Source organism: Mycolicibacter terrae (assembly GCF_010727125.1).
Taxonomy (GTDB): Bacteria; Actinomycetota; Actinomycetes; order Mycobacteriales; family Mycobacteriaceae; genus Mycobacterium; species Mycobacterium terrae.
Genome location: NZ_AP022564.1, coordinates 1,247,489 through 1,272,750, shown reverse-complemented (window position 1 = coordinate 1,272,750; position 25,262 = coordinate 1,247,489). Strand labels below are relative to the sequence as shown.

Genomic DNA, 25,262 nt, shown 5'->3' with positions numbered 1-25,262 from the left:
GACGGGCCGGGGCCGGCTGATGCCGGCCACCGGCGGCACCGACGGCAAGCGGGTCTTCCTGCAACTGGGCCGGCCGCCGGAGGAGCCCAACCAGTTCAACCACCCCGATGCGCCGCGCGCCTACTCCGACGAGGTACGGGCCGGGCTGGAGGCCGACGCCAAGGAGATCATCGCCCGCTACCCGCAGCCGCGTTCGGCGATCCTGCCGCTGCTGCATCTGGTGCAGGCGCAGGACTCCTACATCACCCCCGCCGGTCTGGCGTTCGTCTCCGAAGTGCTCGGCATGACCCTCGCCGACGTCGCCGGGGTCGCGTCGTTCTACTCGATGTACCGGCGTGACCCGACGGGCAAGTACTTGGTCGGCGTCTGCACCAACACGCTGTGCGCGGTGATGGGCGGCGACGCCATCTACGACGACCTCAAGCAGCACCTGGGTGTGGAGAACGACCAGACCACCGCGGACGGTGCGGTCACCCTGCAGCACATCGAATGCAACGCGGCATGCGACTACGCGCCGGTGGTGATGGTCAACTGGGAGTTCTTCGACAACCAGACCCCCGAATCGGCGCGCGACCTCGTCGACAGACTGCGCGACGGCCAGCAGGTGCGGCCCACCCGGGGAATGCCGCTGTGCAGCTTCTCCGAGACCGAGCGGGTTCTCGCCGGTTTCCCCGACGAGCGCTCCGACGACGGCCAGGGCGGTGCCGGCGCGGCGACGCTGGCGGGCCTGCAGATCGCCCGTGAACACGGGATGACCGCCCCGGAGCCGAGCACTGACGGGGGCGGGAAATGACGGTTCCGGGGGGCACACCGCTGACGCCGGTGCTCAGCAGCTACTGGGATGATCCCGAGTCGTGGACGCTTGCGACCTACCGCCGCCATGACGGCTACGTGGGCATGCGCAAAGCGCTGGCGATGACGCCCGACGAGGTCATCGAACTGGTCAAGGACTCCGGGCTGCGCGGGCGGGGCGGCGCCGGGTTCTCCACCGGGACCAAGTGGTCGTTCGTCCCGCAAGGCGATCAAGGCGCCGCAGCGAAGCCTCATTACCTGCTGGTCAACGCCGATGAGTCCGAACCCGGCACCTGTAAGGACATTCCGCTGCTGCTGGCGACGCCGCACGTGCTGATCGAGGGCATGATCGTCTGCTGCTACGCGATCCGGGCCCACCAGGCCTTCATCTACGTGCGCGGCGAGGTGCTGCCGGTGGTGCGCCGGTTGCAGGCCGCGGTCGCCGAGGCCTACGCGGCCGGGTTGCTGGGCACCGACATCGACGGCAGCGGCTTCGACCTGGACATCACCGTGCACGCCGGTGCGGGTGCGTATATCTGCGGCGAGGAGACGGCGCTGATCGATTCGCTGGAGGGCTACCGGGGCCAGCCGCGGCTGCGGCCGCCGTTCCCAGCGGTGGCCGGGCTGTACGCCTCGCCCACCGTGGTCAACAACGTCGAATCCATCGCCTCGGTGCCATCGATCCTGCGCAACGGGGCGGAGTGGTTCCGATCGATGGGTACCGAGAAGTCCCGTGGCTTCACCTTGTATTCGCTGTCCGGGCATGTGAACCGGCCGGGCCAGTACGAGGCCCCGCTGGGCATCACGCTGCGTGAACTGCTCGGTTACGCCGGCGGGATACGCGACGGGCACCGGCTGAAGTTCTGGACACCGGGCGGATCGTCGACCCCGCTGCTGACCGAAGAACACCTCGATATCCCGCTGGACTACGAGGGTATGGCCTCGGCGGGATCGATGCTGGGCACCAAGGCATTACAGATCTTCGACGAGACCACGTGCGTGGTGCGTGCGGCCCGGCGCTGGTCGGAGTTCTACAAGCATGAGTCCTGCGGGAAGTGCACGCCGTGCCGCGAGGGCACCTACTGGCTGGTCCCGATCTATGAACGACTGGAGACCGGTCGCGGCACCCCCGAAGACCTCGACACATTGCTCGACATCGCCGACGTCCTGTTCGGGAAATCGTTCTGCGCCTTGGGCGACGGTGCCGCGATGCCGGTGAAGTCGTCGATCGAGTACTTCCGTGACGAATACATCGCCCATCTTGACGGGGGCTGCCCGTTCGACCCGAAAGCGAGCATGTTCGTGGCAGGCGGATCAGCAGGCGGTGTGGCGTGACTCAAACTTCTCAGCCGGATGGCCAGGAGTCGGTGACGTTCACCATCGACGACCAACAGATCACGGTTCCCAAGGGCACCTTGATCATTCGGGCCGCCGAGCAGCTGGGCATCGAGATCCCGCGGTTCTGCGACCACCCGCTGCTGGACCCGGTCGCCTGGTGCCGACAGTGCATGGTCGAGGTGGAGGGGCAGCGCAAGCCGCAGCCGTCCTGCGCGGTCGCCGCCGCCGACGGCATGGTGGTGCGCACCCAGCACACCTCCGCCGAAGCCGACCGGGCCCAGCACCTGGTGATGGAACTGCTGCTGATCAACCACCCGCTGGACTGCCCGACCTGCGACAAGGGCGGTGAATGCCCGCTGCAAAACCAGGCAATGACCCACGGCCGCACCGAGACCCGCTTCGAAGAGACCAAGCGGACCTACCCCAAGCCGATCAACATCTCCTCGCAGGTACTGCTGGACCGGGACCGCTGCATCCTGTGTGCGCGCTGCACCCGGTTCTCCGACGAGATCGCCGGGGACAAGTTCATCGAGATGATGGATCGCGGCGCCCTGCAACAGGTCGGCATCTACACCGAGACGCCGTTCGACTCCTACTTCTCCGGCAACACCGTGCAGATCTGCCCGGTCGGGGCGCTCACCGGCGCGTCCTACCGATTCCGGGCCCGCCCGTTCGACCTGGTGTCCACGCCCAGCGTCTGCGAGCACTGCGCGGCCGGCTGCGCGCAGCGCACCGACCACCGCCGCGGCAAGGTGATGCGCCGGATGGCCGGCGAAGACGGGCAGGTCAACGAAGAGTGGAACTGCGACAAGGGGCGCTGGGCGTTCACCTACGCCACCCAGCCCGACCGGATCAGCACTCCGCTGGTGCGTGACGACGGTGGAAACCTGGTCCCCACGTCGTGGCCGCACGCACTGGCGGTCGCGGCGCGCGGCCTCGCCGCGGCCCGCGGACGCACCGGCGTGCTGGTCGGCGGTCGGGTGACCGCCGAAGACGCCTACGGCTACGCCAAGTTCACCCGGGTGGTGCTGCGCGGCGACGACATCGACTTCCGGGCTCGCACCCAGTCCGCCGAGGAAGCCGCGTTCCTGGCCGCGCGGGTGGCCGGGCGCGGCGTGTCAGGGGATTTCGGGGTCACCTACGCCGACCTGGAAGCCGCCCCGGCGGTGCTACTGGCCGGCTTCGAGCCCGAGGAGGAATCGCCGATCATCTTCCTGCGGCTGCGCAAAGCGGCCCGCAAGAAGGGCACCAAGGTGTTCAGCGTCGCGCCGTTCGCCGACCGTGCGCTGACCAAGATGTTCGGCACCCTGGTGCCGACCGTTCCCGGTGGCGAGGCGGCGGCGCTGGATGGTATCCACGAGGGCTCCGGTCACGCCGAGCTCACCGAGCTGCTGCGCCGGCCGGGCGCGGTGGTGCTGATCGGTGAGCGGTTGGCGGGCTCACCGGGCGCGCTGTCGGCGGCGGTCCGGCTGGCCGAGGCGACCGGCGCGCGGCTGGCCTGGGTGCCGCGTCGCGCCGGGGAGCGCGGCGCACTGGATTCCGGCGCCTTGGCGGGCCTGCTGCCCGGCGGGCGTCCGCTGGGCGACGCGTCCGCGCGCGCCGAGGTCGCACAGGCGTGGGGCCTCGACGGCCCCGACGAGCTGCCGGCGCAGGCCGGACGGGACACCGACGCCATCCTGGCGGCCGCCGCCGACGGGACGTTGGGCGCGCTGCTGGTCGGCGGGGTCGAACCGGCCGACCTGGCCGACCCGGCTGCAGCGCTGACCGCCCTGGACGAGGTCGGATTCCTGGTCAGCTTCGAGTTGCGGCACAGCGAGGTCACCGAACGCGCCGACGTGGTGCTGCCGGTCGCCGCGGCGGTCGAGAAGTCCGGCACCTATCTCAACTGGGAGGGCCGGCCCCGCCGGTTCGGTGTCGCGCTCGGTGAGCGCGGCACCCTGTCGGATCTGCGGGTGCTCGACGCGCTCGCCGAAGAGATGGACGTCGCGTTGGGGCTTTCGTCGGTGGAGGCCGCGCGCGAGGAGCTGGCCCGGCTGGGCGCCTGGGACGGCGAGCGGGTGGCCGCCCCCGATGTGGCGCCGGGCCGTCCGGGGCAGCCGGACTCCGGCGAGGCCGTACTGGCGGGCTGGCGCATGCTGCTGGACAACGGCCTGATGCAGGCCGGTGAGCCGAACCTGGCCGGCACCGCCCGCAAACCGGTGGCGCGGCTGTCGGCGGCGACCGCCGCCGAGATCGGTGCCGCGCCGGGCGATCCGGTCACGGTCAGCACCGAGCGCGGAGATATCACGCTGCCACTGGTCATCACCGAGATGCCGGACCGGGTGGTGTGGCTACCGATGAATTCTTCTGACTCAGCGGTGCACCGGAACCTCGGCGTCGGCCCGGGTGCGGTGGTACGGATTGGACGCAGACCATGAGCGATCCCTGGTGGCTGATACTGGCCAAGGTGCTGGGCATCTTCGTATTCCTGGTGTTGACGGTGTTGTTCGCGATCGTCATCGAACGAAAGGTGCTGGGCCGCATGCAGATGCGACCCGGGCCCAACCGGGTCGGGCCGAAGGGCTGGCTGCAGAGTCTGGCCGACGGCGTCAAACTGGCCCTCAAGGAGGACATCACCCCCGTCGGCGTCGACCGGGCGATCTACGTGATGGCACCGGTCATCTCGACGGTGCCGGCGATCACCGCGTTCGCGGTGATGCCGCTCGGGCCGGAAGTCAGCATCTTCGGCCACCGCACCGCGTTGCAGCTCGCCGACCTGCCGATCGCGGTGCTGTTCGTCCTGGCGATGTCGTCGATCGGCGTCTACGGGATCATCCTGGCCGGCTGGTCGTCCGGGTCGGCCTACCCGCTGCTGGGCGGCATCCGCTCCACCGCCCAGGTGATCTCCTACGAGGTCGCGATGGGACTGTCCTTCGCCTCGGTGTTCCTCTACGCCGGGACGATGTCCACCTCGGGCATCGTGGCCGCCCAGGACCGGGTGTGGTTCACCTTCCTGCTGCTGCCGTCGTTCATGGTCTATCTGACCGCGATGGTCGGTGAGACCAACCGGGCCCCGTTCGACTTGCCCGAAGCCGAAGGCGAACTCGTCGGCGGCTTCCACACCGAGTACTCGTCATTGAAGTTCGCGCTGTTCTTCCTCGCCGAATACATCAACATCACCACGGTTTCGGCGTTGGCCGTGACATTGTTCTTCGGCGGTTGGCATGCGCCGTTCCCGATCAACATGTGGGCCGGCGCCAACCAGGGGTGGTGGCCGCTGTTGTGGTTCACCGCCAAGGTGTGGGGTTTCATCTTCATCTACATCTGGCTGCGTGCCACCCTGCCCCGGCTGCGTTATGACCAGTTCATGGCACTGGGCTGGAAGATCCTGATCCCTTTGGCGCTGGCCTGGGTGCTGGTCGCGGCGGTGATGCGCAGTCTGCGCAACGACGGCTACCAGCACTGGCAGGTCGTGCTGATAGCCCTCAGCACGCTCACCACGCTGGTGGTGCTGGCGGCGTTGCATCGCCGCTTCAGCGCGGTGAACACCCGGCGCGCCGCACCCGCGCCACCGCCCGTCGTCGCATCGCAAGGTTCATTCCCGACACCACCGCTGCCGCAGGGCGATTCACCGCGGGTCAAGGAGGATGTCAATGGCTAAGCTCAGAGACGCTCTGGCCGGGTTCGGCGTCACCTGGAAGACGATGTTCAAACGGCCGATCAACGACGGCTACCCCGAGCGGAAGAAGCCGACGGCGCCGCGCTACCACGGCCGCCATCAGCTCAACCGGCACCCGGACGGGCTGGAGAAGTGCATCGGCTGCGAACTGTGCGCGTGGGCCTGTCCCGCCGACGCCATCTATGTCGAGGCCGCCGACAACACCGACGAGGAACGCTTCTCCCCCGGCGAACGCTACGGCCGCGTCTACCAGATCAACTACCTGCGCTGTATCGGCTGCGGCCTCTGCATCGAGGCCTGCCCCACCCGCGCCCTGACCATGACCAACGACTACGAGATGGCCGCCGACAACCGCGCCGATCTGATCTTGGAACGCCACCAGCTGCTGGCACCGCTGGAGCCCGGCATGACCGAACCGCCGCACCCGATGCCGCCCGGCGCCACCGACAAGGACTACTACCTGGGCAGGGTCAGCCCCGACGGGCTCGATGAGAACCCCGACCTGTTCGTCATGCTGGATCGCAAGAAACAGGGTAAGGCCTGATGGACACCGTTCTGCTCGCCGCCGACATCGTCGTCCGCACCTCCACCGGGGAGGCGGTGACGTTCTGGGTTCTGGGCGCGTGCGCACTGGTCGGTGCGGTCGGGGTCGTCACCGCCGCCAAGGCCGTGTATTCGGCACTGTTCCTGGCGATGACGATGCTCGTTCTGGCGGTGTTCTATTTCGTCCAGGACGCGATGTTCCTCGGGGTGGTGCAGATCGTCGTCTACACCGGCGCGGTGATGATGCTGTTCCTCTTCGTGATGATGCTGATCGGGGTCGACTCCGCCGAGTCACTGGTGGAGACCCTGCGCGGCCAGCGAGTCGCTTCGACGCTCGCCGGCATCGGCTTCGGGATACTGCTGATCGCGGGGATCGGCGGCGCCACCGTGCACCTGCACCGGGTCGGCACTCCGGCCACGGCAACCGGCGGCGCGGCCGAGTTGGGCCAGAGCAACGTCGAGGGCCTGGCGGCCCTGATCTTCACCCGCTACCTCTGGGCCTTCGAGCTCACCAGTGCATTGCTGATCACCGCGGTGGTCGCCGCCATGGTGCTGACACATCGGGAACGACTGCGGCCGCGGATGACGCAGCGGGAGCTGTCCATCCGGCGCTTCCAGGCCGGCCACCGCGCGACGCCGCTGCCGACGCCGGGTGTCTATGCCCGGCACAACGCCGTCGACATCGCCGCCCGGCTGCCCGACGGGTCCTACTCGGAGCTGTCGGTGTCGGACACGTTGCAGCACCGCTGGGTCGGCGCCACCGGCAACGCGGCGCACGCGGCCGCGAACGGGGAGGAGTCAGACCAGTGAATCCGGAGAACTACCTGTACCTGTCGGCGATGCTGTTCACCCTGGGCGCCACCGGAGTGATGTTGCGGCGTAACGCCTTGGTGATGTTCATGTGCGTCGAGCTGATGCTCAACGCCGCCAATCTGGCCTTCGTCACCTTCGCCCGGCTGCACACCCAGCTCGACGGCCAGATGGTGGCGTTCTTCACGATGGTCGTCGCCGCCTGCGAGGTGGTGATCGGCCTGGCCATCATCATGACGATCTTCCGGGCCCGGCGATCCGTCTCGGTCGACGACGCGAACCTACTGCGCGGCTAGGAGTTGGGGAGCTCTATGACGAATCTGAGCCAGCTGAGCTGGCTGCTGGTGGCCCTGCCGGCGGCCGGCGCGCTGATCCTGTTGCTCGGCGGGCGGCGGACCGACCGGTGGGGGCACCTGCTGGGCTGCGCCACCGTGCTCGCCTCGTTCGGGATCGGACTGGCGCTGCTGGCCGAGATGCTGGGCAGGCCGGGCGAGGACCGGGCGATGCACACTCACCTGTTCAGCTGGGTGCCGGTCGGCGCCCTGCACGTCGACTTCGGGGTGCTCATCGACCCGCTGTCGATCTGCTTCGTGCTGCTGATCAGTGGCGTGGGCGCGTTGATCCACATCTACTCGATCGGTTATATGGCCACCGACCCCGATCGCCGACGTTTCTTCGCCTACCTCAACCTGTTCGTCGCGGCGATGCTGCTGCTGGTCGTCGCCGACAACTACCTGGCCCTCTACGTGGGTTGGGAAGGTGTCGGCCTGGCGTCGTACCTGCTGATCGGGTTCTGGTACGCCCGACCGGTGGCGGCGGCTGCCGGCAAGAAGGCCTTCGTGTCCAACCGGGTCGGCGACATCGGGCTGTCACTGGCCATGTTCGCCATGTTCGCCGGCTTCGGCACGCTGTCCTTCGACGGCTTGTTCAGTGCGGTCGGCGAAGCCGGACCCAGTGGGCTCACCACCGCGATCGGCCTACTGCTGCTGCTGGGGGCGTGCGCCAAGTCCGCCCAGGTGCCGCTGCAGGCCTGGTTGTTCGACGCGATGGAGGGCCCCACCCCGGTGTCGGCGTTGATCCACGCCGCCACCATGGTGACCGCCGGGGTGTACCTGATCGTGCGCTCCGGCCCGGTGTATGACCTGTCGGCCGACGCGCGACTGGCGGTCGTGGTGGTCGGTGCGGTCACGCTGCTCTTCGGTGCGATCATCGGCTGCGCCAAGGACGACATCAAGCGGGCGCTGGCCGCCTCCACCGTCAGCCAGATCGGCTACATGGTGCTGGCCGCCGGGCTCGGCCCGGCGGGCTACGCCGTCGCGATCCTGCACCTGCTCACCCACGGCTTCTTCAAGGCCGGACTGTTCCTGGGCTCCGGTTCGGTGATGCACGGCATGAACGACGAGCAGGACATGCGCCGCTACGGTGCGCTGCGCGCCTTCATGCCGGTGACGTTCGTGACGTTCGGGCTGTGTTACCTGGCGATCATCGGGGTGCCGCCGTTCGCCGGGTACTGGTCCAAGGACGCCATCATCGAAGCCGCGCTGGCCACCGGCGGAACGCGAGGCTGGATCCTGGGCGCGGTCACCATCCTCGGCGCGGGGATCACCGCCTTCTACATGACCCGGGTGATGCTGATGACGTTCGCCGGCGAGCGCCGCTGGGCCGCCGACGAGAGCGAGGTCAGCGCCGAGCGGGCACTGCAGCATCCGCACGAGTCCCCGCGGGTGATGACCTGGCCGATGATCGTGCTGGCGGTCGGTGCGGTGATCTCCGGGGCCGCGCTGACCATCGGCGGGCGGCTGGAGCACTGGCTCGAACCGGTGGTGACCCCGGTGGCCCTGGAGCATTCAGGGGGCCATGCGACGGCACATGCCATCCCGGCCTGGCTCACCGGCGCCGTCACGCTGGGCATCGTCCTGCTCGGCGTTGCACTCGCCTACCGCATGTACGGCCGCAGACCGATACCGGTCATCGCACCTACCGACGTGTCGCCCCTGACGGTGGCGGCCCGCGAGTATCTCTACGGCGATGCCTTCAACGAGGAGGTGTTCATGCGTCCGGGTAACCGACTGGCGCAAGCCCTGGTCGACGTCGATGACCGGGCGGTGGACGGTTCGGTCAACGCCGGGGCCGGGCTGGTCGCGGTCGCATCGATCCTGGTGCGGCGCCTGCAGACCGGCTTCGTGCGCTCCTATGCGCTGACCATGCTGGCCGGCACGGTGCTGGTCGTCGCGGTAGTCCTGGCGGTGCAACTGTGAACACGAACCTGCCCTGGCTGAGCCTGCTGTGGCTGGCGCCGCTGGTCGGCGCCGGCCTGGTGATCATGCTCCCGGCCGGGGCCGCGCGGCTGGCGAAGTGGACCGGCCTGCTGGTGAGCCTGGCGACGCTGGCGGTGGCGATCGTGGTCACCGCCGGTTTCGACACGACACCTGTCGCCGCCCCCTACCAGTTCGTCGAATCCCATTCCTGGATACCGGCGTTCGGGGCGAGCTACACGCTCGGCGTGGACGGTATCGCGGTGGTGCTGGCATTGCTGACCGCCGGGCTGGTGCCGCTGCTGATGTTGGCCGGCTGGAACGACGGCGGTGCGCGAAGCCGCGGTCCGCACGCCTTCGCCGCGCTGACCCTGACCGTCGAGGCGATGGTGCTGATCTCGCTGGTCTCGCTGGATGTGCTGCTGTTCTACGTGTTCTTCGAGGCGATGCTGATCCCGATGTACTTCATGATCGGCGGCTTCGGCAACGGCGCCAAGCGTTCCCAAGCGGCGCTGAAGTTCCTGCTGTACAACCTGTTCGGCGGCCTGATCATGCTGGCCGCGGTGATCGGGGTGTATGTGGTGAGCGCCCGGGAGGGCGCTGAGAGCTCCTCGGGCGGCACCTTCGACTTCCGCGAACTGGTGTCGCTGTTCTCCTCGGCCACCACCACGGTCGATCCGGGCGTACTCAAGCTGCTGTTCGCCGGTTTCATGTTCGCGTTCGCGGTCAAGGCTCCGCTGTGGCCACTGCACCGCTGGTTGCCCGACGCCGCCGTGGAATCCACCCCCGCCACCGCGGTGCTGATGATGGCCGTCATGGACAAGGTGGGAACCTTCGGCATGCTGCGCTACTGCCTGCAGCTGTTCCCGGACGCCTCAACGTATTTCCGCCCGGCGATCATCGTGCTGGCGGTGATCGGGGTGGTCTACGGCGCGATGGTGGCGATCGGCCAGCGCGACATGATGCGGCTGATCGCCTACACGTCGATCTCGCACTTCGGTTTCATCATCCTGGGGATCTTCGTGATGACCAGCCAGGGCCAGAGCGGTTCGACGCTGTACATGCTCAACCACGGGCTGTCCACCGCGGCGCTGTTCCTGATCGCCGGTTTCCTGATCTCCCGGCGCGGCGGCACCCGCTCGATCGCCGACTACGGCGGCGTGCAGAAGGTGGCGCCGGTCATGGCCGGCACCTTCATGGTCGCGGCGATGGCCACCCTGTCACTGCCCGGGCTCGCACCGTTCATCAGCGAATTCCTGGTATTGGTGGGCACTTTCAACCGGTACTGGCTGGCAGCGACGGTCGGCTCGACCGCACTGGTGCTGTCGTCGATCTACATGCTGTGGCTCTACCAGCGGGTGATGACCGGCCCGGTCACCGCGGGCAACGAACGCATCCGCGATCTGGTTCCGCGCGAGCTCGTCGTCGTCGCACCGTTGATCGCGCTGCTGCTGTTCTTGGGCTTCTACCCGAAACCGGTGCTGGACATCATCAATCCGGGCGTCGAGCACACCTTGACCACCATCGGTCAAACCGACCCGGCACCGCTGACCGCTGAGGGGGCGCACTGACCATGTCGGGCATGCCAACACCCCACGTCGAATACGACCTACTGCTGCCGCTGCTGATCGTCTTCGGCACCGCGGTCACCGGCGTGCTCTTCGAGGCGTTCGTCGCACGGCGGGCGCGCTACCTGATGCAGGTCCTGCTGGCCATCGGCGGGCTGGCCGCCGCGTTCGCCGCCGTCGTCGCGGTGGGCCGCGACCTGCCGGCCGCCGGGCACCTCGCGGTGCTCGGCGCAGTGGCGGTCGACCGGCCGGTGCTGGTGCTGCAGGGCACTGTGCTGCTGGTCGGGATCATGGCCGTCGTCTTCATCGCCGAACGCAACGTCGGCGCCACCGAGGGCCCGGGGGCAGCGAGCGCGCCGACGGGGTCCGCGGTGTCCGTCGGCGCCGGCGGGCGCGCGGGCCTGGATTCGTTCACCCCGCAGGCATCCGCGGTCCCGGGCAGCGTCACCGAACTCGACGCCGCCCGCAGCGGGGTGACCCAGACCGAGGTGTTCCCGCTGACCGTGCTGGCGATCGGCGGCATGATGGTGTTCCCTGCCGCCAATGACCTGGTCACCATGTTCGTGGCGCTGGAAGTGCTCTCCCTGCCGCTGTATCTGCTGTGCGGGCTGGCCCGCTATCGCCGCCTGCTGTCTCAGGAAGCGGCGCTGAAATACTTTCTGCTGGGCGCGTTCTCCTCAGCGCTGTTCCTGTTCGGGGCGGCCCTGATCTATGGCGCGACGGCCACGCTGGCACTGCCGGACATCGGCGAGCAGCTGTTCACCCACAGCGGCGACCCCCTGGCGCTGATCGGCGCGGGGCTGCTGCTGGTGGGGCTGTTCTTCAAGGTGGGCGCCGTACCGTTCCACTCCTGGGTTCCCGACGTCTACGTCGGCGCACCGACCCCGATCACCGGTTTCATGGCGGCCGCCACCAAGGTCGCCGCATTCGGGGCGATGCTGCGGATCATCTACGTCGCGCTGCCGGCGCTGGAAGCACAGTGGCGCCCGCTGCTGTGGCTGATCTCGGTGCTGACCATGGTGGCCGCCACCATCGCCGCGATCACCCAGACCGACATCAAGCGAATGCTGGCCTACTCCTCGGTCGCCCATGTGGGCTTCGTGCTGACCGGCGTACTGGCCGCGAACCCAGCGGGCGTCTCCTCGACGCTGTTCTACCTGGTCGCCTACAGCTTCTCCACCGTGGGCGCGTTCGCGGTGGTGAACCTGATCCGTGGCCCGGGCGGCGAGGAAGAGCTCGACATGGCCCGGTGGGCCGGTCTGGGGCAGCGCTATCCCGTTGTGGGCCTGCTGTTTTCGATGTTCCTGCTGGCGTTCGCGGGCATCCCGCTGACCAGCGGCTTCGTCGCCAAGTTCGCCGTGTTCAAGGCCGCCGCCGAGGGCGGCGCCGTCCCGCTGGTGGTGATCGGCGTGATCACCAGCGGCGTCGCCGCCTACTTCTACGTCCGGGTGATCGTGCTGATGTTCTTCACCGACTCCCCCGACGACGCGCCGCGCCTGGTGCTACCCAGCGTGTGGAGCAAGGCGGCGATCGCGCTATGTGCCGCGGTCACCATCGCGCTGGGGGTGTTCCCACAGCCGCTGCTGGATCTGGTGGATGCCGCAACGCAATTTGCCCGGTAGACGCCGGGCGCCGGTCATCATGGACTGATGGACGACGAATCATTCGAACGCCTGGCCGCCAGGCTGGGCTACACCATGTTCGTGGTGACGACCGCGGCCGACGGCAACGCCTCGGGCTGCCTGGTCGGCTTCGCCACCCAGACCAGCCTGGAGCCGCAGAGGTTTCTGGTCGGGATATCCAAGCGCAATCACACCTTCGGGGTGGCAGCCCGGTCGCAGCACCTGGCCGTCCATGTGCTGGCGCGCCGCAGCCTCGGGCTCGCCCGGCTGTTCGGCGGCCAGACCGGCGACGACACCGACAAATTCCAGCACTGCTCCTGGCACACCGGGCCGGCCGGTATGCCGATCCTCGACGACGCTCCGGCGTGGTTCGTCGGCAAGACGCTGAACCGTATCGAGCTCGGCGACCACCTGGGCTACCTGTTGGAACCCATCGCCGGGCATGCGTCTCGACCGGTCGAGAAGCTGCTGGCGTTCTCCGACGTCGGCGACATCGAGCCCGGCCACGGCGCCTGACGCGGCGCTCAGCTCGGTCGGCGCACCGGCAGGCCGGCGGCCTGGTAGATCGCGTCGATGACCGCCATGTTCTCGATCGCGTCCTTCGGCGTGGTCCGTACCGGTGCGCCGCGCAGCACGGCGTCGGCGAACGCGTCGAGTTGGTAGGCGTAGGAGGCGCGGTGGCTGAAGCGCTCGACGCGCTTGCCCCGCTGCGAGTGAACCCGGAGCCGGTGCAGGTACTGGGGCATCAGCGGGTTGAGCGCCCGCAGTTCCCCACGATCGCCGACCACCCGGGCACTGACCTGCAGCAGGTTCGACGACCACAACGAGCAGCGGATCGACCCGGTGTGTCCGGCCGGGAACCGCAGCTGCGCGGTCATGGCCCGGTCGATGACCGGATCACGCAGTTTCGCCTGCGCGGCAATGACTTCCGGCGTCTCCCCGCCGAACGTGCGGGCCATGTGCACCGCATAGCAGCCGGCGTCCATCAACGCGCCGCCGGCCAGCGAGAAGTCGTAGCGGATATCGGAGAACCGGGGTAACGGGAAGCTCAGGGCGGTGTCCACCCGGCGCAGCGTGCCCAGCTCCCCCGAGGCGATGATCTCCTCGATACGCAATGTCATCGGGTGATACCGGTAGTGGAAGGCCTCCATCACCACCCGGTCGGTGTCTGCGGCCACCTCGGCGATCTCGCGGGCTTCATCGGCGTTGGCGGTGAACGGCTTTTCGCAGAGCACGTGCTTGCCGGCGGCCAGCGCTGCGCGCGTCCAACGTCCGTGCAGGTTGTTGGGCAGCGGGTTGTACACGGCATCGATGTCCGGGTCGGCGATCAGCTCGTCGTAGCCGTCGTGCACCCGGCCGATGCCGTGCTTGGCGGCGAACGCACGGGCGCGGCGGCCGTCGCGTGCCGCCACCGCGCTGACCACCACCTCGGGGTTTTCGGCGGCGGGTTTGAGCAGCGACACCGGGGTGATCCGCGCCGCACCGAGCACACCGATGCGCAGTCCGGGGCTGGAATGGGTCATCGGTCCGTGGTCCTTTCCAGGATGAAGCCGGCCACCCGCCGACCCGACAGCTCCGCGCAGGTCATGTCGATCACCGCGCGCGCCTGCTCGCGCACCGGCGTCGCCGGATCGAGCACCGACAGGTAGACCTCGTGCGCGGCCAGCGATTCCACCGCGGTGTCGAGGTAGCCGTCGACGGTCTCGACGTGGGTGGGCGCCGGCCCGTTCTGGAACAGCCGGCGCGGCGGATTCTCCATCGCGTCCCAGGCGTCGGTGACCGCGGCGGCGAACTCGATGTGGTCGCGCTGGTTGGGCGCGTCCGGCCCGAACTGCGCGCCACCGTAGATCGCCACCACCACGTCGGGACGGACCTCGGCGATCACCGCGGCGATCTTGTCCCGCAACGCCGGCGTGTTACGGATGTTGCTGTCCGGGAAGTCCCAGAAGTCGACCCCATCGACCGGGTGGACACCCACGATGGCCGCCGCCCGCCGTTGCTCGCCCTCGCGCAGTGGCCCGGCCTGCTGCGGGGCCATTCCCTCGATGCCCGCCTCGCCGCGACAGGCCAGGGCGTAGCGGACGGTCTTGCCCGCGGCGGTCCACTTGGCCACCGCGGCCGCCATCCCATACTCCGGGTCGTCGGGGTGCGGCACCAGCACCAGCAGCGACGACCAGTCGGCCGGAAAGGGCTGCGGCTCGGTCGGTGTGGTCATCGCGCTACGCCATCACGCCGTGGGCGATGATATCGGCCGTCCGCTGCGCCCAGTCACCGCCGAGGTCGTCGTCGGGGCGCAGCATCATGCCCAGCAGCGTGGCGCCGCCGATCAATTCGACCAGCCGGCCGGGATCCACGTCACGCGCGTCACCGCGGCTCACCGAATCGGCCACCCAGTGGCGCATCACCCCGAACAGGCCCTCGAATCGTTCGAGGATGCGGGCGGTCAGCTCGGCATTGCCGGCCATGTCGGCGATCAGGCCGGGCAGGGCGGCGCGCACCACCGGGCTGGTGAACGCATCGCGCGCGCCGGCCACCATCGCCCGCAGGTCGCCGGCCACATCGCCCGGGGGCGCGGTCACCGCGCTCGGCGGCACCGCGAACGCGGCCTCGTGCACCAGTTCGGCCTTGCTGGGCCACCGGCGGTACAGCGCGGTCTTGGTGGTGCCGGCCCGCTCCGCGACGGCCGCCAGGCTCAGATTCGAATATCCGACCTCGACAACCAGTTCCGCGGCGGCCTTCAATATGGCAGCGTCGATACGGGGATCACGGGGCCGCCCGGCACCGGGTCCCTTGTCAACCGGTGAAGGTTCTGCTTTCATAACGCTACCTGTCGTATCGTAATTAGTGTGACGGAGGATGCAACCGTGGTCGACCAACCGACTGTGGAAAGGGATGTCGGCCGGATCCAGCGTTCCAGCCGCGATGTCACCACCCTGCCCACGGTAATGTCTCGCTGGCTTTCGACGCAGTTGCCCGGCGGGGCCACGCCGGAGATCACCGTGGAAAGCGGCGTCGACACCAACGGCATGTCGTCGGAGACGATCATGCTCACCGGCCGTTGGCTCGCCGACGGCGACCCGGTCGAGCAGCGTTGGGTGATGCGGGTGGCGCCGGCGGACGAAGACGTCCCGGTATTCCCGTCCTACCGGTTGGACCATCAGTTCGAGGTGATGCGGCGGGTCGGTGAGCTCACCGACGTCCCGGTGCCGAAGGTCCGCTGGATCGAACCCACCGGCGAGGTCCTGGGCAGGCCGTTCTTCCTGATGGACCGCATCGACGGCCAGGTTCCGCCCGACGTCATGCCCTACACCTTCGGCAGCAACTGGTTCGCCGACGCCGCCGCCGAACAGCAGCGGACCCTGCAGGACACCACCGTCGAGGTACTGGCCAAGCTGCACGCGATCCCGAACGCGGCAACGACGTTCGACTTCCTCGACGAGGGCCGCAGCGGCGAATCCGCACTGCAACGGCACTTCGCCCATATCCGCGACTGGTATGAGTTCGCGGTGCCCGACATCGGTCGCTCACCGCTGCTGGACCGCACCATCGCCTGGCTGGAGGCGAACTGGCCGCCCGACGCGGCCGCCGGCGAGACGGTGTTGTGCTGGGGCGACTCGCGGGTGGGCAATGTGCTCTACCGCGACTTCCGCCCGGTCGCGGTGCTGGATTGGGAGATGGTGGCGCTGGGACCGCGCGAACTGGACGTGTCGTGGGTGATCTTCGCGCACCTGGTGTTCGAGGAACTCGCCGGGCTGGCCGGATTGCCCGGGCTGCCACAGGTGCTGCGCGAGGACGACGTCCGGGCCACCTACCAGGCGCTCACCGGTGTCGAACTCGGAGACCTGCACTGGTTCTACGCCTACGCGGGCCTGATGTGGGCGATCGTGTTCATGCGCACCGGGGCTCGGCGGGTGCACTTCGGGGAGATGGAGAAACCGGACGACCCCGAGTCTCTCTTCTACCATGCAGGATTGCTGAAAAAGCTGATCGGAGAACAGAACTGATGTTGGGACCACTCGACGAGTACCCGGTTCACCAACTGCCGCAACCGATCGCCTGGCCGGGCTCCTCGGACCGTAACTTCTACGACCGTTGCTACCTGAATGCCCATGACCGCACCGGCGACATCTTCTTGATCACCGGTTGCGGCTACTACCCCAATCTCGGCGTGAAAGACGCCTTCGTGCTGGTGCGCCGCGGTGACACCCAGACCGCGGTGCATCTTTCGGACGCCATCGACTCCGACCGGCTCAACCAGCACGTCGGGAACTACCGCATCGAGGTCACCGACCCGCTGCGCTCCCTGCGACTGATCTTGGAGGAGACCGCGGGCATCGCGGTCGACCTGCGCTGGCAGGGCCTGTTCGACGTGGTGCAGGAACAGCGGCACATCCTGCGCTCCGGCAACCGGGTCACCCTGGACGCGCAGCGCTTCGCCCAACTCGGCTCGTGGAGCGGTCAGATCGTCATCGACGGCGAGGAGATCCCCGTCGACCCCTCGGTCTGGATCGGATCGCGTGACCGGTCCTGGGGTATCCGCCCGGTCGGCGAACGTGAGCCGGCGGGCCGGCCTGCCGACCCGCCGTTCGACGGTATGTGGTGGCTGTATGTACCGATGGCGTTCGACGACTTCGGGGTGGTGCTGATCATCCAGGAGGAGCCCGACGGGTTCCGCTCACTCAACGACTGCACCCGGATCTGGCACGACGGCCGCGTCGAGCAGCTGGGCTGGCCGCGGGTCTCCACCCGTTACCGCTCCGGCACCCGCATCGCCACCGGTGCCACCATCGAAGCGACCCGGCCGGACGGCACCCCGGTGGTCTTGGAGGTGGAATCCAAACTGCCGGTGCCGATTCACGTCGGCGGCGGGTACGGCGGCGACACCGACTGGCTGCACGGTCAGTGGAAGGGCGAGAAATTCACCGAGCGGCTGACCTACGACATGACCGATCCGGGCGTCCTCGCGCGCACCAGCTTCGGGATGATCGACCACGTGGGGCGTGCGGTGTGCCGCGACGGCGACGCCGCCCCGGTGGAGGGCTGGGGGCTCTACGAGCACGGTGTGCTGGGCCGGCACACCCCGACGGGATTCCCCGACTGGGTCACCATGGCTCCCTGACCGGGCCGCCTTTTTCAGCGCAGTTCGCTGACGATCTCGCCGATCAGCGCCGGGGCGATGGGCGCCGCCTGGTAGATGCAGACGGTGTCGGAGATTCCGTCGACCCGATCACGGATGTGGGCGGCCACCTGCGCCGGAGTGCCGCACGCGGCGATGGTGTGCAACACCTCATCGTCGATCCGCGCGCCCATCTCCGGCCAGCGGCCCTGTTTGGACAACGCGTTGAGTTCGGGCTGCAGGTCCTGCCAGCCGTGTTCGGCCAGCACCGGCGCATACGCCGGGGTCGACGCGTAGAAGCCCAGTAGCATCCGGGTGGCGGCTTCGGCGGCCTCCCGCTCGGCATCGGTGGCGCCGGTGGCCACGATGACCTCGGGCACCACGGCGAACTCCGCTGCGTGCCGGCCGGCCCGTTGCAGCCCGGTGCGCACCGCGGCCATCGTGCGCTGGTGCAGAAACCGCTTGGTGGAGAACGGCATCACCAGCAGTCCGTCCGCGTGCTCGGCGGCCGCCCGGGTCAGCCGGGGTCCCAATGCGCCGAGGTAGATCGGCGGAGCGCCGTGTGGGTTCGGTCCGGGACTGAACGTCGGGGTCATCAGCGTGTGCCGGTAGTAGTCGCCGCGAAAGTCCAGCCGCCCACCGGTGTCCCAGGATTCGAAGATCGCCCGTAGCGCCGCGATCAGTTCGACCATCCGGTCCACCGGGTGGTCGAAGGCGGCGCCGAACCGCTTCTCGACCTGGGCGCGCACCTGGGTGCCCAAACCCAGGACGAACCGCCCACCGCTGAGCAGCTGATGGTCGTTGGCCTGGTGGGCCAGATGGATCGGGTTGCGCGGAAACGCGATCGCGACGTTGGTCATCAGATCCAGTCCGCCCACACCGGCCGCCACGGTCAACGGCGCAAACACGTCGTGGGGGCCCTCGAAGGTGAACACCCCGTGCACTCCGGCGTCGCGCAGTTCACGGGCCTGATCGGCGACCCCGATCAGTCCGCTCAGCGCGGTGAGGACTTTCAACAACGCTACGAGATGATTCCGCGATCGGCCGCCAGGCCGTCAACGGATCCGGTGGCCAGCCCCACGAGGTCGCGCAGCTCGCGGTTCACCGCATCGGGGTGCTCGAGGATCGAGCAGTGTCCCCCGCTCATTTCGACGAACCGGACCAGATTCGGTGCGGTCGCGGCGATCCGGTGCGATGCGACGATCGGCAGCAGCCGGTCGCGGGTGCTGCCGATGACCAGGGTCGGGACCGTCAGACCCTCCAGGCTGATGTGCGAAGGGCCGAGGGAATCGACGAGCACCCGCACCCAATGGCCGCGACTGGCCGGCGGGGTCTTGGCGAAAAGGTCGCAGATCACCTGTGCGACAGAGGCTTCGGCTTCGCCGCCGACCGCAAGCATGTGCACGAACTGCCGCACGGCCAGGTTCGCCGGCCCGATGATCGGGACGTTGCCGAACGTCAGCAGCACGCGCCGCGCCGTCTGCACCCGCACCTGCTGCAGCGGCGGCGGAACCCGGAACAAGTCGACGTGCGCAAGCAGGTCACCGGTGGTGGTGTTGATCAGCGCGACCGCGTCGGCACGCTGCGCGACCCGGTGCCGGTACCGATCCGACCAGGCGCTGATGGCGATGCCACCCATCGAGTGCCCGGCGATCACGGCGCGCTCCCCCGGCTCCAGGGTGGCTTCGAGCACCGAGTCGAGATCGGAGGCCAGGTGGGTCAGGCTGTAACCGCCGCGCTTGGGCACCTCGCTGCGCCCGTGGCCACGGTGGTCGTAGGCGATCACCCGGTAGTCCCGGGTCAGGTCGGCGATCTGATGGCGCCAGACCCGGATCGCGCAGGTGATGCCGTGCGCCAGCACGATCGGGTAACCGTCGGGTGGCCCGAAGACCTCGGCGTGCAGTCGGGTTCCGTCGGCTGCCCGGACCGCCACGGTTCGGCCGGACGGCAACGCCGCCGGGATCTTGCCGGCATGGACCTGCCGACGGGACCTGGGAGAACTCATGGCCACCTCATAGAAGATGCGGCCACACTGCCGCACCGAAAGTGTACCGCCCCGGTGGTCTAGGTTTTCGGTAGGCCACTGCTCTCCAGCTGACGAAGGGGGCGCCCATGCGCGCAGTACAGATATCCCAGCTCGACGGACCGGCAGCCGCCCGGCTGGTCGACCTCGACGAACCGGCGGGCTACGACGATGCCGTCGTCATCGACGTTCACGCCGCGGGGGTGGCCTTCCCCGACGTGCTGCAGTCCCGCGGGCTCTACCAACACAAACCCGACCTGCCGTTCATACCGGGCGGGGAGGCCGCCGGCGTGGTGCGCAGCGCCCCGCCCGGCGCTCATGTCCGCGCCGGTGACCGGGTGGCGGCACTGACCATGCTCAACGGCGCGATGGCGCAGGTGATCGCGCTGCCCGCCGCTCAGGTGTTCAAGCTGCCGGACACGGTCTCTTTCGAAGCCGGGGCGGGCCTGCTGTTCAACGACCTCACCGTGATGTTCGCGCTGACCACGCGGGGCAAGCTGTCCGCGGGCGCCAGCGTGCTGGTGCACGGCGCCGCCGGCGGCATCGGCACCTCGACGCTCCGACTGGCCGGCCCGCTGGGAGCCTCGCGGGTGATCGCCGTGGTCTCCACCCCCGCCAAGGCCGAGGTGGCCCGCGCCGCCGGTGCCACCGACACGGTGCTGGCCGACGGGTTCCGCGACGCGGTGGCCGAACTGACCGGCGGCAAGGGTGTGGATCTGGTGCTCGACCCGGTCGGCGGTGACCGGTTCACCGACTCGCTGCGCTCGTTGACCCCGGGCGGGAAGCTGCTGGTGGTGGGGTTCACCGGCGGTGAGATTCCGACGGTGAAGGTAAACCGGCTGCTGCTCAACAACATCGACGTGGTCGGAGTCGGCTGGGGCGCATGGGTGATGTCGCATCCGGGCGAGCTGGAGCGGCAGTGGTCGGCGCTGGAGCCGATGTTGGCCTCCGGGACGGTGCCGGCGCCCCAACCCGAAGTGTTCGCCCTGGAGCAGGCCGCCGATGCGCTGGCGGCGCTGGAGAACCGCACCGCGGCCGGCAAGGTCGTGCTGAGGATGCGGGACTAGCGCACCTCGGCGGCAGCTTCGGTGGGATCGCCACGTCCCCGGCCGATTTCGGCCTCAACCGGTCGTGTCGATGCCGATGACCTCAGTGCGGCATCGAACTAGTTGTCGGCATCGTTGATGCGTGCCTTGAACTCAGGGCACTCGACCAGCGGGGTGTGGGTGCACGTCACAGCGTGGGTGAGGCTGTCGCGCATCCGGACCAGGCGCGCGATTTCGGTGTCGAGTTGCCGCGCCTTCTCGGCCATTCGCGCCCGCAATTCGGTGTCACTGGGCGTGGCTCGCAGAAACCGCTCGATCTGGGCGAGGGTGAACCCGGCCGCCTTGGCGCAGCTGATCAGCGCGAGGCGGTCAAGCACCTCGGGTTCGTAGGTGCGGCGAAGGCCGTTGCGCTCGCCCGAGCTGATCAGCCCGCGGCGTTCATAGAACCTCAGTGCCGATGACGCCAGGCCGGATCGAGTGGCCACCTCGGCGATGTCCAGCATTGCTCTCCCCTTGACTTGAAGTGCGCTTCAAGTCCGACACTAACGATGAATCGACCGCAAGGAAAGGAAACCGAGCATCATGCCGCTACATCCCCAGGTCCGCGCACACCTGGAGCGTCTGGCCGACAGCAACTTCGCCAACCTGCACGCCTTCGCCCCCGACCAGGTCCGCCAGGGCATGCGTCTGATGACGCCTGCCCTGGGCGAGGGCCAAGCCGTCGCCAGCGTTCGCGATCGCGTCATCTCCACGCAATCCGGCGACCTGCCGATCCGGATCTATCACCCGCGGCCGGACGAGTCGCGCCCGGTGATCGTCTTCTTCCACGGCGGCGGTTTCGTGCTCGGCGACCTCGACACCCACGACGAGTTGGCCCGGTCGCTGGCCAACCGCTGCGGGCGGGTCGTCGTCTCCGTCGACTATCCGCTGGCCCCCGAGCACAAGTATCCGGCCGCGATCAACGCGGCCTTCGCTGCGACGACGTGGGTGGCCGACAATGCCACCACGTTCGGGGGCGACGGCGCCGACATCGCGGTCGCCGGGGACAGCGCCGGCGGGAACCTGGCCGCCGTTGTCGCCCTGATGGCACGCGACGCCGGCGGTCCGGTGATCGCACACCAGGTACTGATCTACCCCGACGTGGATTTCCGGCGATCGAACGTCTCGATCCGGGAGTTCGCGGGCAAGTACGGCAACATCAGCCGGGCGACCCAGCATTGGTTCATGGACCACTACCTCACCGGCGAGCACGAGAAGCTCGACCCGCATGTCTCGCCGCTGCTGGCCCCCAACCTGGAAGACCTCCCACCGGCATTCATCGTCACCGCCGAGTTCGACGCGCTACGCGACGAGGGCGAGCAGTACGGCGCGCGACTGCGGGAGGCCGGGGTTCGCACCACCGTCAATCGCTACGACGGCATGATCCACGAGTTCATCCGCGGGCCCTTCGACGACGCCGGACGTGCGCTGGACGACATCGCCGCCGCGCTCGCGCAGGCGCCGGTGTCTCCGCGGGATTGACGGGCGACGTCGTAGCTTCCCTCCAGCGCGAAGGCGGCGGCCCTCGCGGCGATGACCGGAGCCGCCCTGCACGCCACCATGTGCTGAAGCGATGACAGGATGAGCGCCTGCTCAACTGGCGCCGTGCGAGCGGTTCGAGGGAAGGGGCAACGCCATGACGACGCGCTCGGCGCACCAGGTCAAACGTCGGGGTGTCATCCAATCGCTCACCGGGCTGAGCGTCCGCTACGTCGAACGCCTGATGCCGGATCCCTATCTGTTCGCGGTGATCCTCACGATCATCGTCGCCGGCATGGTCGCTGTGCTGGTGCGCGGAGCATCGGCTTCGGGCATGTTGACCGCCTGGTACAGCGGGGTGTGGGGGCGGGAGAACATCTTCACGTTCGCCTTTCAGATGGTGCTGATCCTTGTGACGGGCTACACACTGGCCGAGGCGCCGGTGCTCAAGCGGGCCATCGTCCGCGTCGCGGGAACACCCCGAAATCAGGTGCAGGGGGCGCTGCTGTGTTTCACCGTGAGCGCCGTTCTGTCCCTGGTGAACTGGGGCCTCGGGCTGGTGGCCGGTGCACTGGTCGCCCGGCAGGTCGCACGCCGTTTCCCCGACTCGCATTTCGGCTACCTGATCGCCGCGGCGTTCATGGGCTTCATCGTCTGGACACAGGGACTGTCATCGTCGATAGCGCTGGCGAACACCGATGCCAGCAGCCCCATCAACGTGATCCACAAGATCGCCGGATTCACCGTGCCGTTGAGCCAGACCATCTTCCAGCCCTACAGCTGGCTGGCGGCGATCATCGTGCTGGCGGCGCTCGCGCTCGCGGTATGGCGGATGGAGCCATCCGCCGCCCTTGCGCCGGATACCGCCGTGTTCGAAGACGAAGAACAGCTGGTCGAGCCGCAGAGCGGCAAGACGTTCGCCGAATGGCTGGAAAACCAATGGATCCTCAACGTGCTCGTGTTCGTCGCGGGTGTCGGGTATTTCGTGATGAGTGGTATGGCGCTGAACATCTCCTCGATGATCATGCTGTTCACCATCACCAGTGCGCTGCTGCACCGCACACCGATCCGCTTCATCCGGGCGTTCACCGGCGCCGCGAAGGTGTCTGGCCCACTGCTGCTGCAATACCCGCTGTACGGCGGCCTGGTCGGTCTGCTGGCGTATCAGGGCGCCGAGGACTCCACGCCGCTGCAGACACTGCTGGCCCAGACGCTGGTGAACGGCGCGACGCAGTACACGCTGCCCTTCCTGACGTTCATCGGCTCGGTGATCATCAGCCTGTTCGTGCCATCCGGAGGAGGTCATTGGGCGGTGCAGGGCCCGATCGCCGTCGACTCGGCACTGGCGATCGGCCAGCACTCACCCGCCTACCTCGGGTTGATCTCCATGGCCGTCGCCGTCGGTGAGGGCGTGGCGAACATGATCCAGCCGTTCTGGCTGCTGCCGCTACTGGCCATCGCCAAACTCCATGTGCGCCAGGTGATGGGCTTTACGGTCGTGGCTTTTGTGATCGGCTTGGCGGTGCTGGGGACGATGACGTTGATTGCGCCGTGGGTGATGTGAGCGGGAACTGTCGCCCTCTCGCCTAGGAGTTCCCGCTCGCCGCGCCGAACTGCCGCGCACCGTAGGCGGCGATTCCGACGGCGAACACCGCGATCCCAGCCAGGATCGAGGAGAGCGGCAATGCGAACGCCACGATCACGCACCCGGCCAGCCCGATGATCGGGATCAGCCGTGGTGGACGGCCCTCCCCGGCCGACAACGTCCAGGCGGAGGCATTCGCCACCGCGTAGGAGACCAGGACGGCGAACGACGAGAATCCGATAGCGGCACGGATATCGGTGGTGGCAGCCAGGATCGCGACCACGACACCCACGCCCAGCTCGGCGCGATGAGGCACCCCGAACCGCGGATGCACCGCTGCCAGCACGGGTGGCAGATATCGGTCGCGGGCCATTGCCAGCGTCGTGCGCGACACCCCCAAGATCAGCGCCAGCAACGATCCCATGGCAGCGACCACCGCCCCGATCCGTACCACCGGGGTCAACCAATGCGCACCGGCCTCGGTGGCGATCTGCGCCAGAGGCGCAGAAGATTCGGCAAGGCCCTGCGGGCCAAGGATATTCAATGCCGCGACCGCTACCAGCGCGTAGACCGCCAACGTGATACCCAGAGCGATCGGGATCGCCCTGGGAATGGTGCGGGATGGGTCACGCACCTCTTCGCCCAACGTGGCGATACGTGCGTAGCCGGCGAAGGCGAAGAACAGCAATCCCGCCGCCTGGAGTACTCCGCCCGCCGATGGCGAGGACCCGCCGGCCCCCACCGGTGCGACGCTGTGGGCGCCGAGAGCGGTAACGATCACCGCGGCCAGCACCGCCAGCACGACAGCCACGATCACCCGCGTCAGCCACGCCGACTTCTGCACGCCCACCAGGTTCACCGCGGTCAACGCCGCCACGGCGGCCACCGCGACCGCGTGCGGATGCTCCGGCCACGCATAGAAGCCGACCGTCAACGCCATCGCCGCACACGACGCGGTCTTGCCGACCACGAACCCCCACCCGGCCAGGTGCCCCCACAAGGGCCCGAGGCGCTCACGCCCGTACACATACGTGCCCCCGGAGATCGGATACACCGCCGCCAAACGTGCCGAGGAGGTCGCATTGCAGTATGCGATGACCGCCGCGATCCCCAACCCCGCCAGCAGGGCCCCGCCAGCCGCTCGCGCCGCCGGGGCCAATGCCACGAAGATCCCGGCGCCGACCATGGACCCCAGCCCGATCGTCACCGCGTCGAAAACACCCAATTGGCGAGGCAATGCCGCGGGCGCGGGCCTGTCCGGTCTGTGCGGTTTGTCCGGCATCGAAGATCCTCACCCCGCAAACGCGTCGACATGGCACCGAGTGATCTGTTCACGATATTCGCTGGTGGATGGCGCAGGCATGTCCGCTGCATGACCGTGGCCTGAT

23 protein-coding genes are annotated in these 25,262 nt (G+C 68.5%); 16 read left to right on the top strand and 7 right to left on the bottom strand.

The window, feature by feature from the left end:
- Positions 1-19: 19 nt before the first annotated feature.
- The 11 genes from nuoE to G6N23_RS06090 are packed head-to-tail and all read left to right on the top strand — an operon-like array spanning position 20 to position 13,102.
- A complete protein-coding gene (gene nuoE, locus G6N23_RS06140) occupies positions 20-793 on the top strand; it encodes an NADH-quinone oxidoreductase subunit NuoE (RefSeq protein ID WP_085262254.1) in 774 nt (257 codons plus the stop codon).
- Positions 790-2,127, top strand: coding sequence for an NADH-quinone oxidoreductase subunit NuoF (gene nuoF / locus G6N23_RS06135; protein WP_085262000.1), 1,338 nt, complete (start codon positions 790-792; stop codon positions 2,125-2,127). Before nuoE ends, nuoF begins: the two co-directional genes overlap by 4 nt.
- Positions 2,124-4,547 carry an NADH-quinone oxidoreductase subunit G gene (locus G6N23_RS06130; protein ID WP_085261999.1) on the top strand — a complete coding sequence of 808 codons (2,424 nt, stop codon included), beginning with the start codon at positions 2,124-2,126 and terminating at the stop codon, positions 4,545-4,547. The genes nuoF and G6N23_RS06130 overlap by 4 nt, the downstream gene beginning before the upstream one ends.
- Positions 4,544-5,770: an NADH-quinone oxidoreductase subunit NuoH gene (gene nuoH, locus G6N23_RS06125; protein WP_085261998.1), complete on the top strand. Its 1,227-nt coding sequence runs from the start codon at positions 4,544-4,546 to the stop codon at positions 5,768-5,770. The genes G6N23_RS06130 and nuoH overlap by 4 nt, the downstream gene beginning before the upstream one ends.
- On the top strand, positions 5,763-6,332 hold the full coding sequence (gene nuoI / locus G6N23_RS06120; protein WP_085261997.1) for an NADH-quinone oxidoreductase subunit NuoI: 570 nt from the start codon (positions 5,763-5,765) through the stop codon (positions 6,330-6,332). Before nuoH ends, nuoI begins: the two co-directional genes overlap by 8 nt.
- Entirely contained in the window at positions 6,332-7,141 is an 810-nt protein-coding gene (locus tag G6N23_RS06115) for an NADH-quinone oxidoreductase subunit J (protein WP_085261996.1), read from the top strand. The genes nuoI and G6N23_RS06115 overlap by 1 nt, the downstream gene beginning before the upstream one ends.
- On the top strand, positions 7,138-7,437 hold the full coding sequence (gene nuoK, locus G6N23_RS06110) for an NADH-quinone oxidoreductase subunit NuoK (RefSeq protein ID WP_019738313.1): 300 nt from the start codon (positions 7,138-7,140) through the stop codon (positions 7,435-7,437). Before G6N23_RS06115 ends, nuoK begins: the two co-directional genes overlap by 4 nt.
- A 15-nt stretch (positions 7,438-7,452) precedes the next feature.
- On the top strand, positions 7,453-9,399 hold the full coding sequence (gene nuoL / locus G6N23_RS06105) for an NADH-quinone oxidoreductase subunit L (RefSeq protein ID WP_085261995.1): 1,947 nt from the start codon (positions 7,453-7,455) through the stop codon (positions 9,397-9,399).
- Positions 9,396-10,967, top strand: a complete 1,572-nt coding sequence (locus tag G6N23_RS06100; RefSeq protein ID WP_085261994.1) for an NADH-quinone oxidoreductase subunit M — start codon at positions 9,396-9,398, stop codon at positions 10,965-10,967. The genes nuoL and G6N23_RS06100 overlap by 4 nt, the downstream gene beginning before the upstream one ends.
- Positions 10,968-10,969: 2 nt before the next feature.
- Positions 10,970-12,586, top strand: coding sequence for an NADH-quinone oxidoreductase subunit NuoN (gene nuoN / locus G6N23_RS06095; protein ID WP_085261993.1), 1,617 nt, complete (start codon positions 10,970-10,972; stop codon positions 12,584-12,586).
- 27 nt (positions 12,587-12,613) lie between these two features.
- Positions 12,614-13,102, top strand: coding sequence for a flavin reductase family protein (locus tag G6N23_RS06090; RefSeq protein ID WP_085261992.1), 489 nt, complete (start codon positions 12,614-12,616; stop codon positions 13,100-13,102).
- Between the two features lie 8 nt (positions 13,103-13,110).
- Here the strand turns inward: G6N23_RS06090 and G6N23_RS06085 are convergent, their stop codons facing one another.
- Genes G6N23_RS06085 through G6N23_RS06075 form a run of 3 tightly spaced genes read right to left on the bottom strand, consistent with a single transcriptional unit; the run spans position 13,111 to position 15,405 of the window.
- Complete coding sequence (locus tag G6N23_RS06085; RefSeq protein WP_085261991.1) at positions 13,111-14,109, bottom strand: Gfo/Idh/MocA family protein; 999 nt, start codon at positions 14,107-14,109, stop codon at positions 13,111-13,113.
- Positions 14,106-14,801, bottom strand: a complete 696-nt coding sequence (locus G6N23_RS06080) for a PIG-L deacetylase family protein (RefSeq protein ID WP_085261990.1) — start codon at positions 14,799-14,801, stop codon at positions 14,106-14,108. Before G6N23_RS06080 ends, G6N23_RS06085 begins: the two co-directional genes overlap by 4 nt.
- A 4-nt stretch (positions 14,802-14,805) precedes the next feature.
- Positions 14,806-15,405: a TetR/AcrR family transcriptional regulator gene (locus G6N23_RS06075; RefSeq protein WP_085261989.1), complete on the bottom strand. Its 600-nt coding sequence runs from the start codon at positions 15,403-15,405 to the stop codon at positions 14,806-14,808.
- Between the two features lie 63 nt (positions 15,406-15,468).
- Between G6N23_RS06075 and G6N23_RS06070 the strand changes: the two genes are divergently transcribed.
- The gene (locus G6N23_RS06070) at positions 15,469-16,590 is read left to right on the top strand and encodes a phosphotransferase family protein (protein WP_372508886.1); all 1,122 of its coding nucleotides are present in this window, start codon (positions 15,469-15,471) and stop codon (positions 16,588-16,590) included.
- On the top strand, positions 16,590-17,705 hold the full coding sequence (locus G6N23_RS06065; RefSeq protein WP_085261987.1) for an Rv3169 family protein: 1,116 nt from the start codon (positions 16,590-16,592) through the stop codon (positions 17,703-17,705). Before G6N23_RS06070 ends, G6N23_RS06065 begins: the two co-directional genes overlap by 1 nt.
- A gap of 14 nt (positions 17,706-17,719) precedes the next feature.
- Here the strand turns inward: G6N23_RS06065 and G6N23_RS06060 are convergent, their stop codons facing one another.
- Together G6N23_RS06060 and G6N23_RS06055 are read right to left on the bottom strand one after the other, a co-directional pair.
- Complete coding sequence (locus G6N23_RS06060; protein ID WP_085262253.1) at positions 17,720-18,718, bottom strand: TIGR03617 family F420-dependent LLM class oxidoreductase; 999 nt, start codon at positions 18,716-18,718, stop codon at positions 17,720-17,722.
- A gap of 5 nt (positions 18,719-18,723) precedes the next feature.
- Positions 18,724-19,707 carry an alpha/beta fold hydrolase gene (locus G6N23_RS06055; RefSeq protein ID WP_234808683.1) on the bottom strand — a complete coding sequence of 328 codons (984 nt, stop codon included), beginning with the start codon at positions 19,705-19,707 and terminating at the stop codon, positions 18,724-18,726.
- A 107-nt stretch (positions 19,708-19,814) separates the two neighbouring features.
- On the opposite strand from G6N23_RS06055, the gene G6N23_RS06050 reads away from it, so the two are divergent.
- Positions 19,815-20,792 carry an NADPH:quinone oxidoreductase family protein gene (locus G6N23_RS06050; RefSeq protein ID WP_085261986.1) on the top strand — a complete coding sequence of 326 codons (978 nt, stop codon included), beginning with the start codon at positions 19,815-19,817 and terminating at the stop codon, positions 20,790-20,792.
- Positions 20,793-20,890: 98 nt separating this feature from the next.
- On the opposite strand, the gene G6N23_RS06045 is transcribed toward G6N23_RS06050, so the two are convergent.
- Positions 20,891-21,274, bottom strand: coding sequence for a MerR family transcriptional regulator (locus G6N23_RS06045; protein ID WP_085261985.1), 384 nt, complete (start codon positions 21,272-21,274; stop codon positions 20,891-20,893).
- Between the two features lie 79 nt (positions 21,275-21,353).
- On the opposite strand from G6N23_RS06045, the gene G6N23_RS06040 reads away from it, so the two are divergent.
- Positions 21,354-22,292: a LipP1 family hormone-sensitive lipase gene (locus G6N23_RS06040; protein WP_085261984.1), complete on the top strand. Its 939-nt coding sequence runs from the start codon at positions 21,354-21,356 to the stop codon at positions 22,290-22,292.
- A gap of 154 nt (positions 22,293-22,446) precedes the next feature.
- Positions 22,447-23,853 carry a TIGR00366 family protein gene (locus tag G6N23_RS06035; protein ID WP_085261983.1) on the top strand — a complete coding sequence of 469 codons (1,407 nt, stop codon included), beginning with the start codon at positions 22,447-22,449 and terminating at the stop codon, positions 23,851-23,853.
- Between the two features lie 22 nt (positions 23,854-23,875).
- On the opposite strand, the gene G6N23_RS06030 is transcribed toward G6N23_RS06035, so the two are convergent.
- Positions 23,876-25,156, bottom strand: a complete 1,281-nt coding sequence (locus tag G6N23_RS06030) for an APC family permease (protein WP_085261982.1) — start codon at positions 25,154-25,156, stop codon at positions 23,876-23,878.
- Between the last annotated feature and the right edge of the window lie 106 nt (positions 25,157-25,262).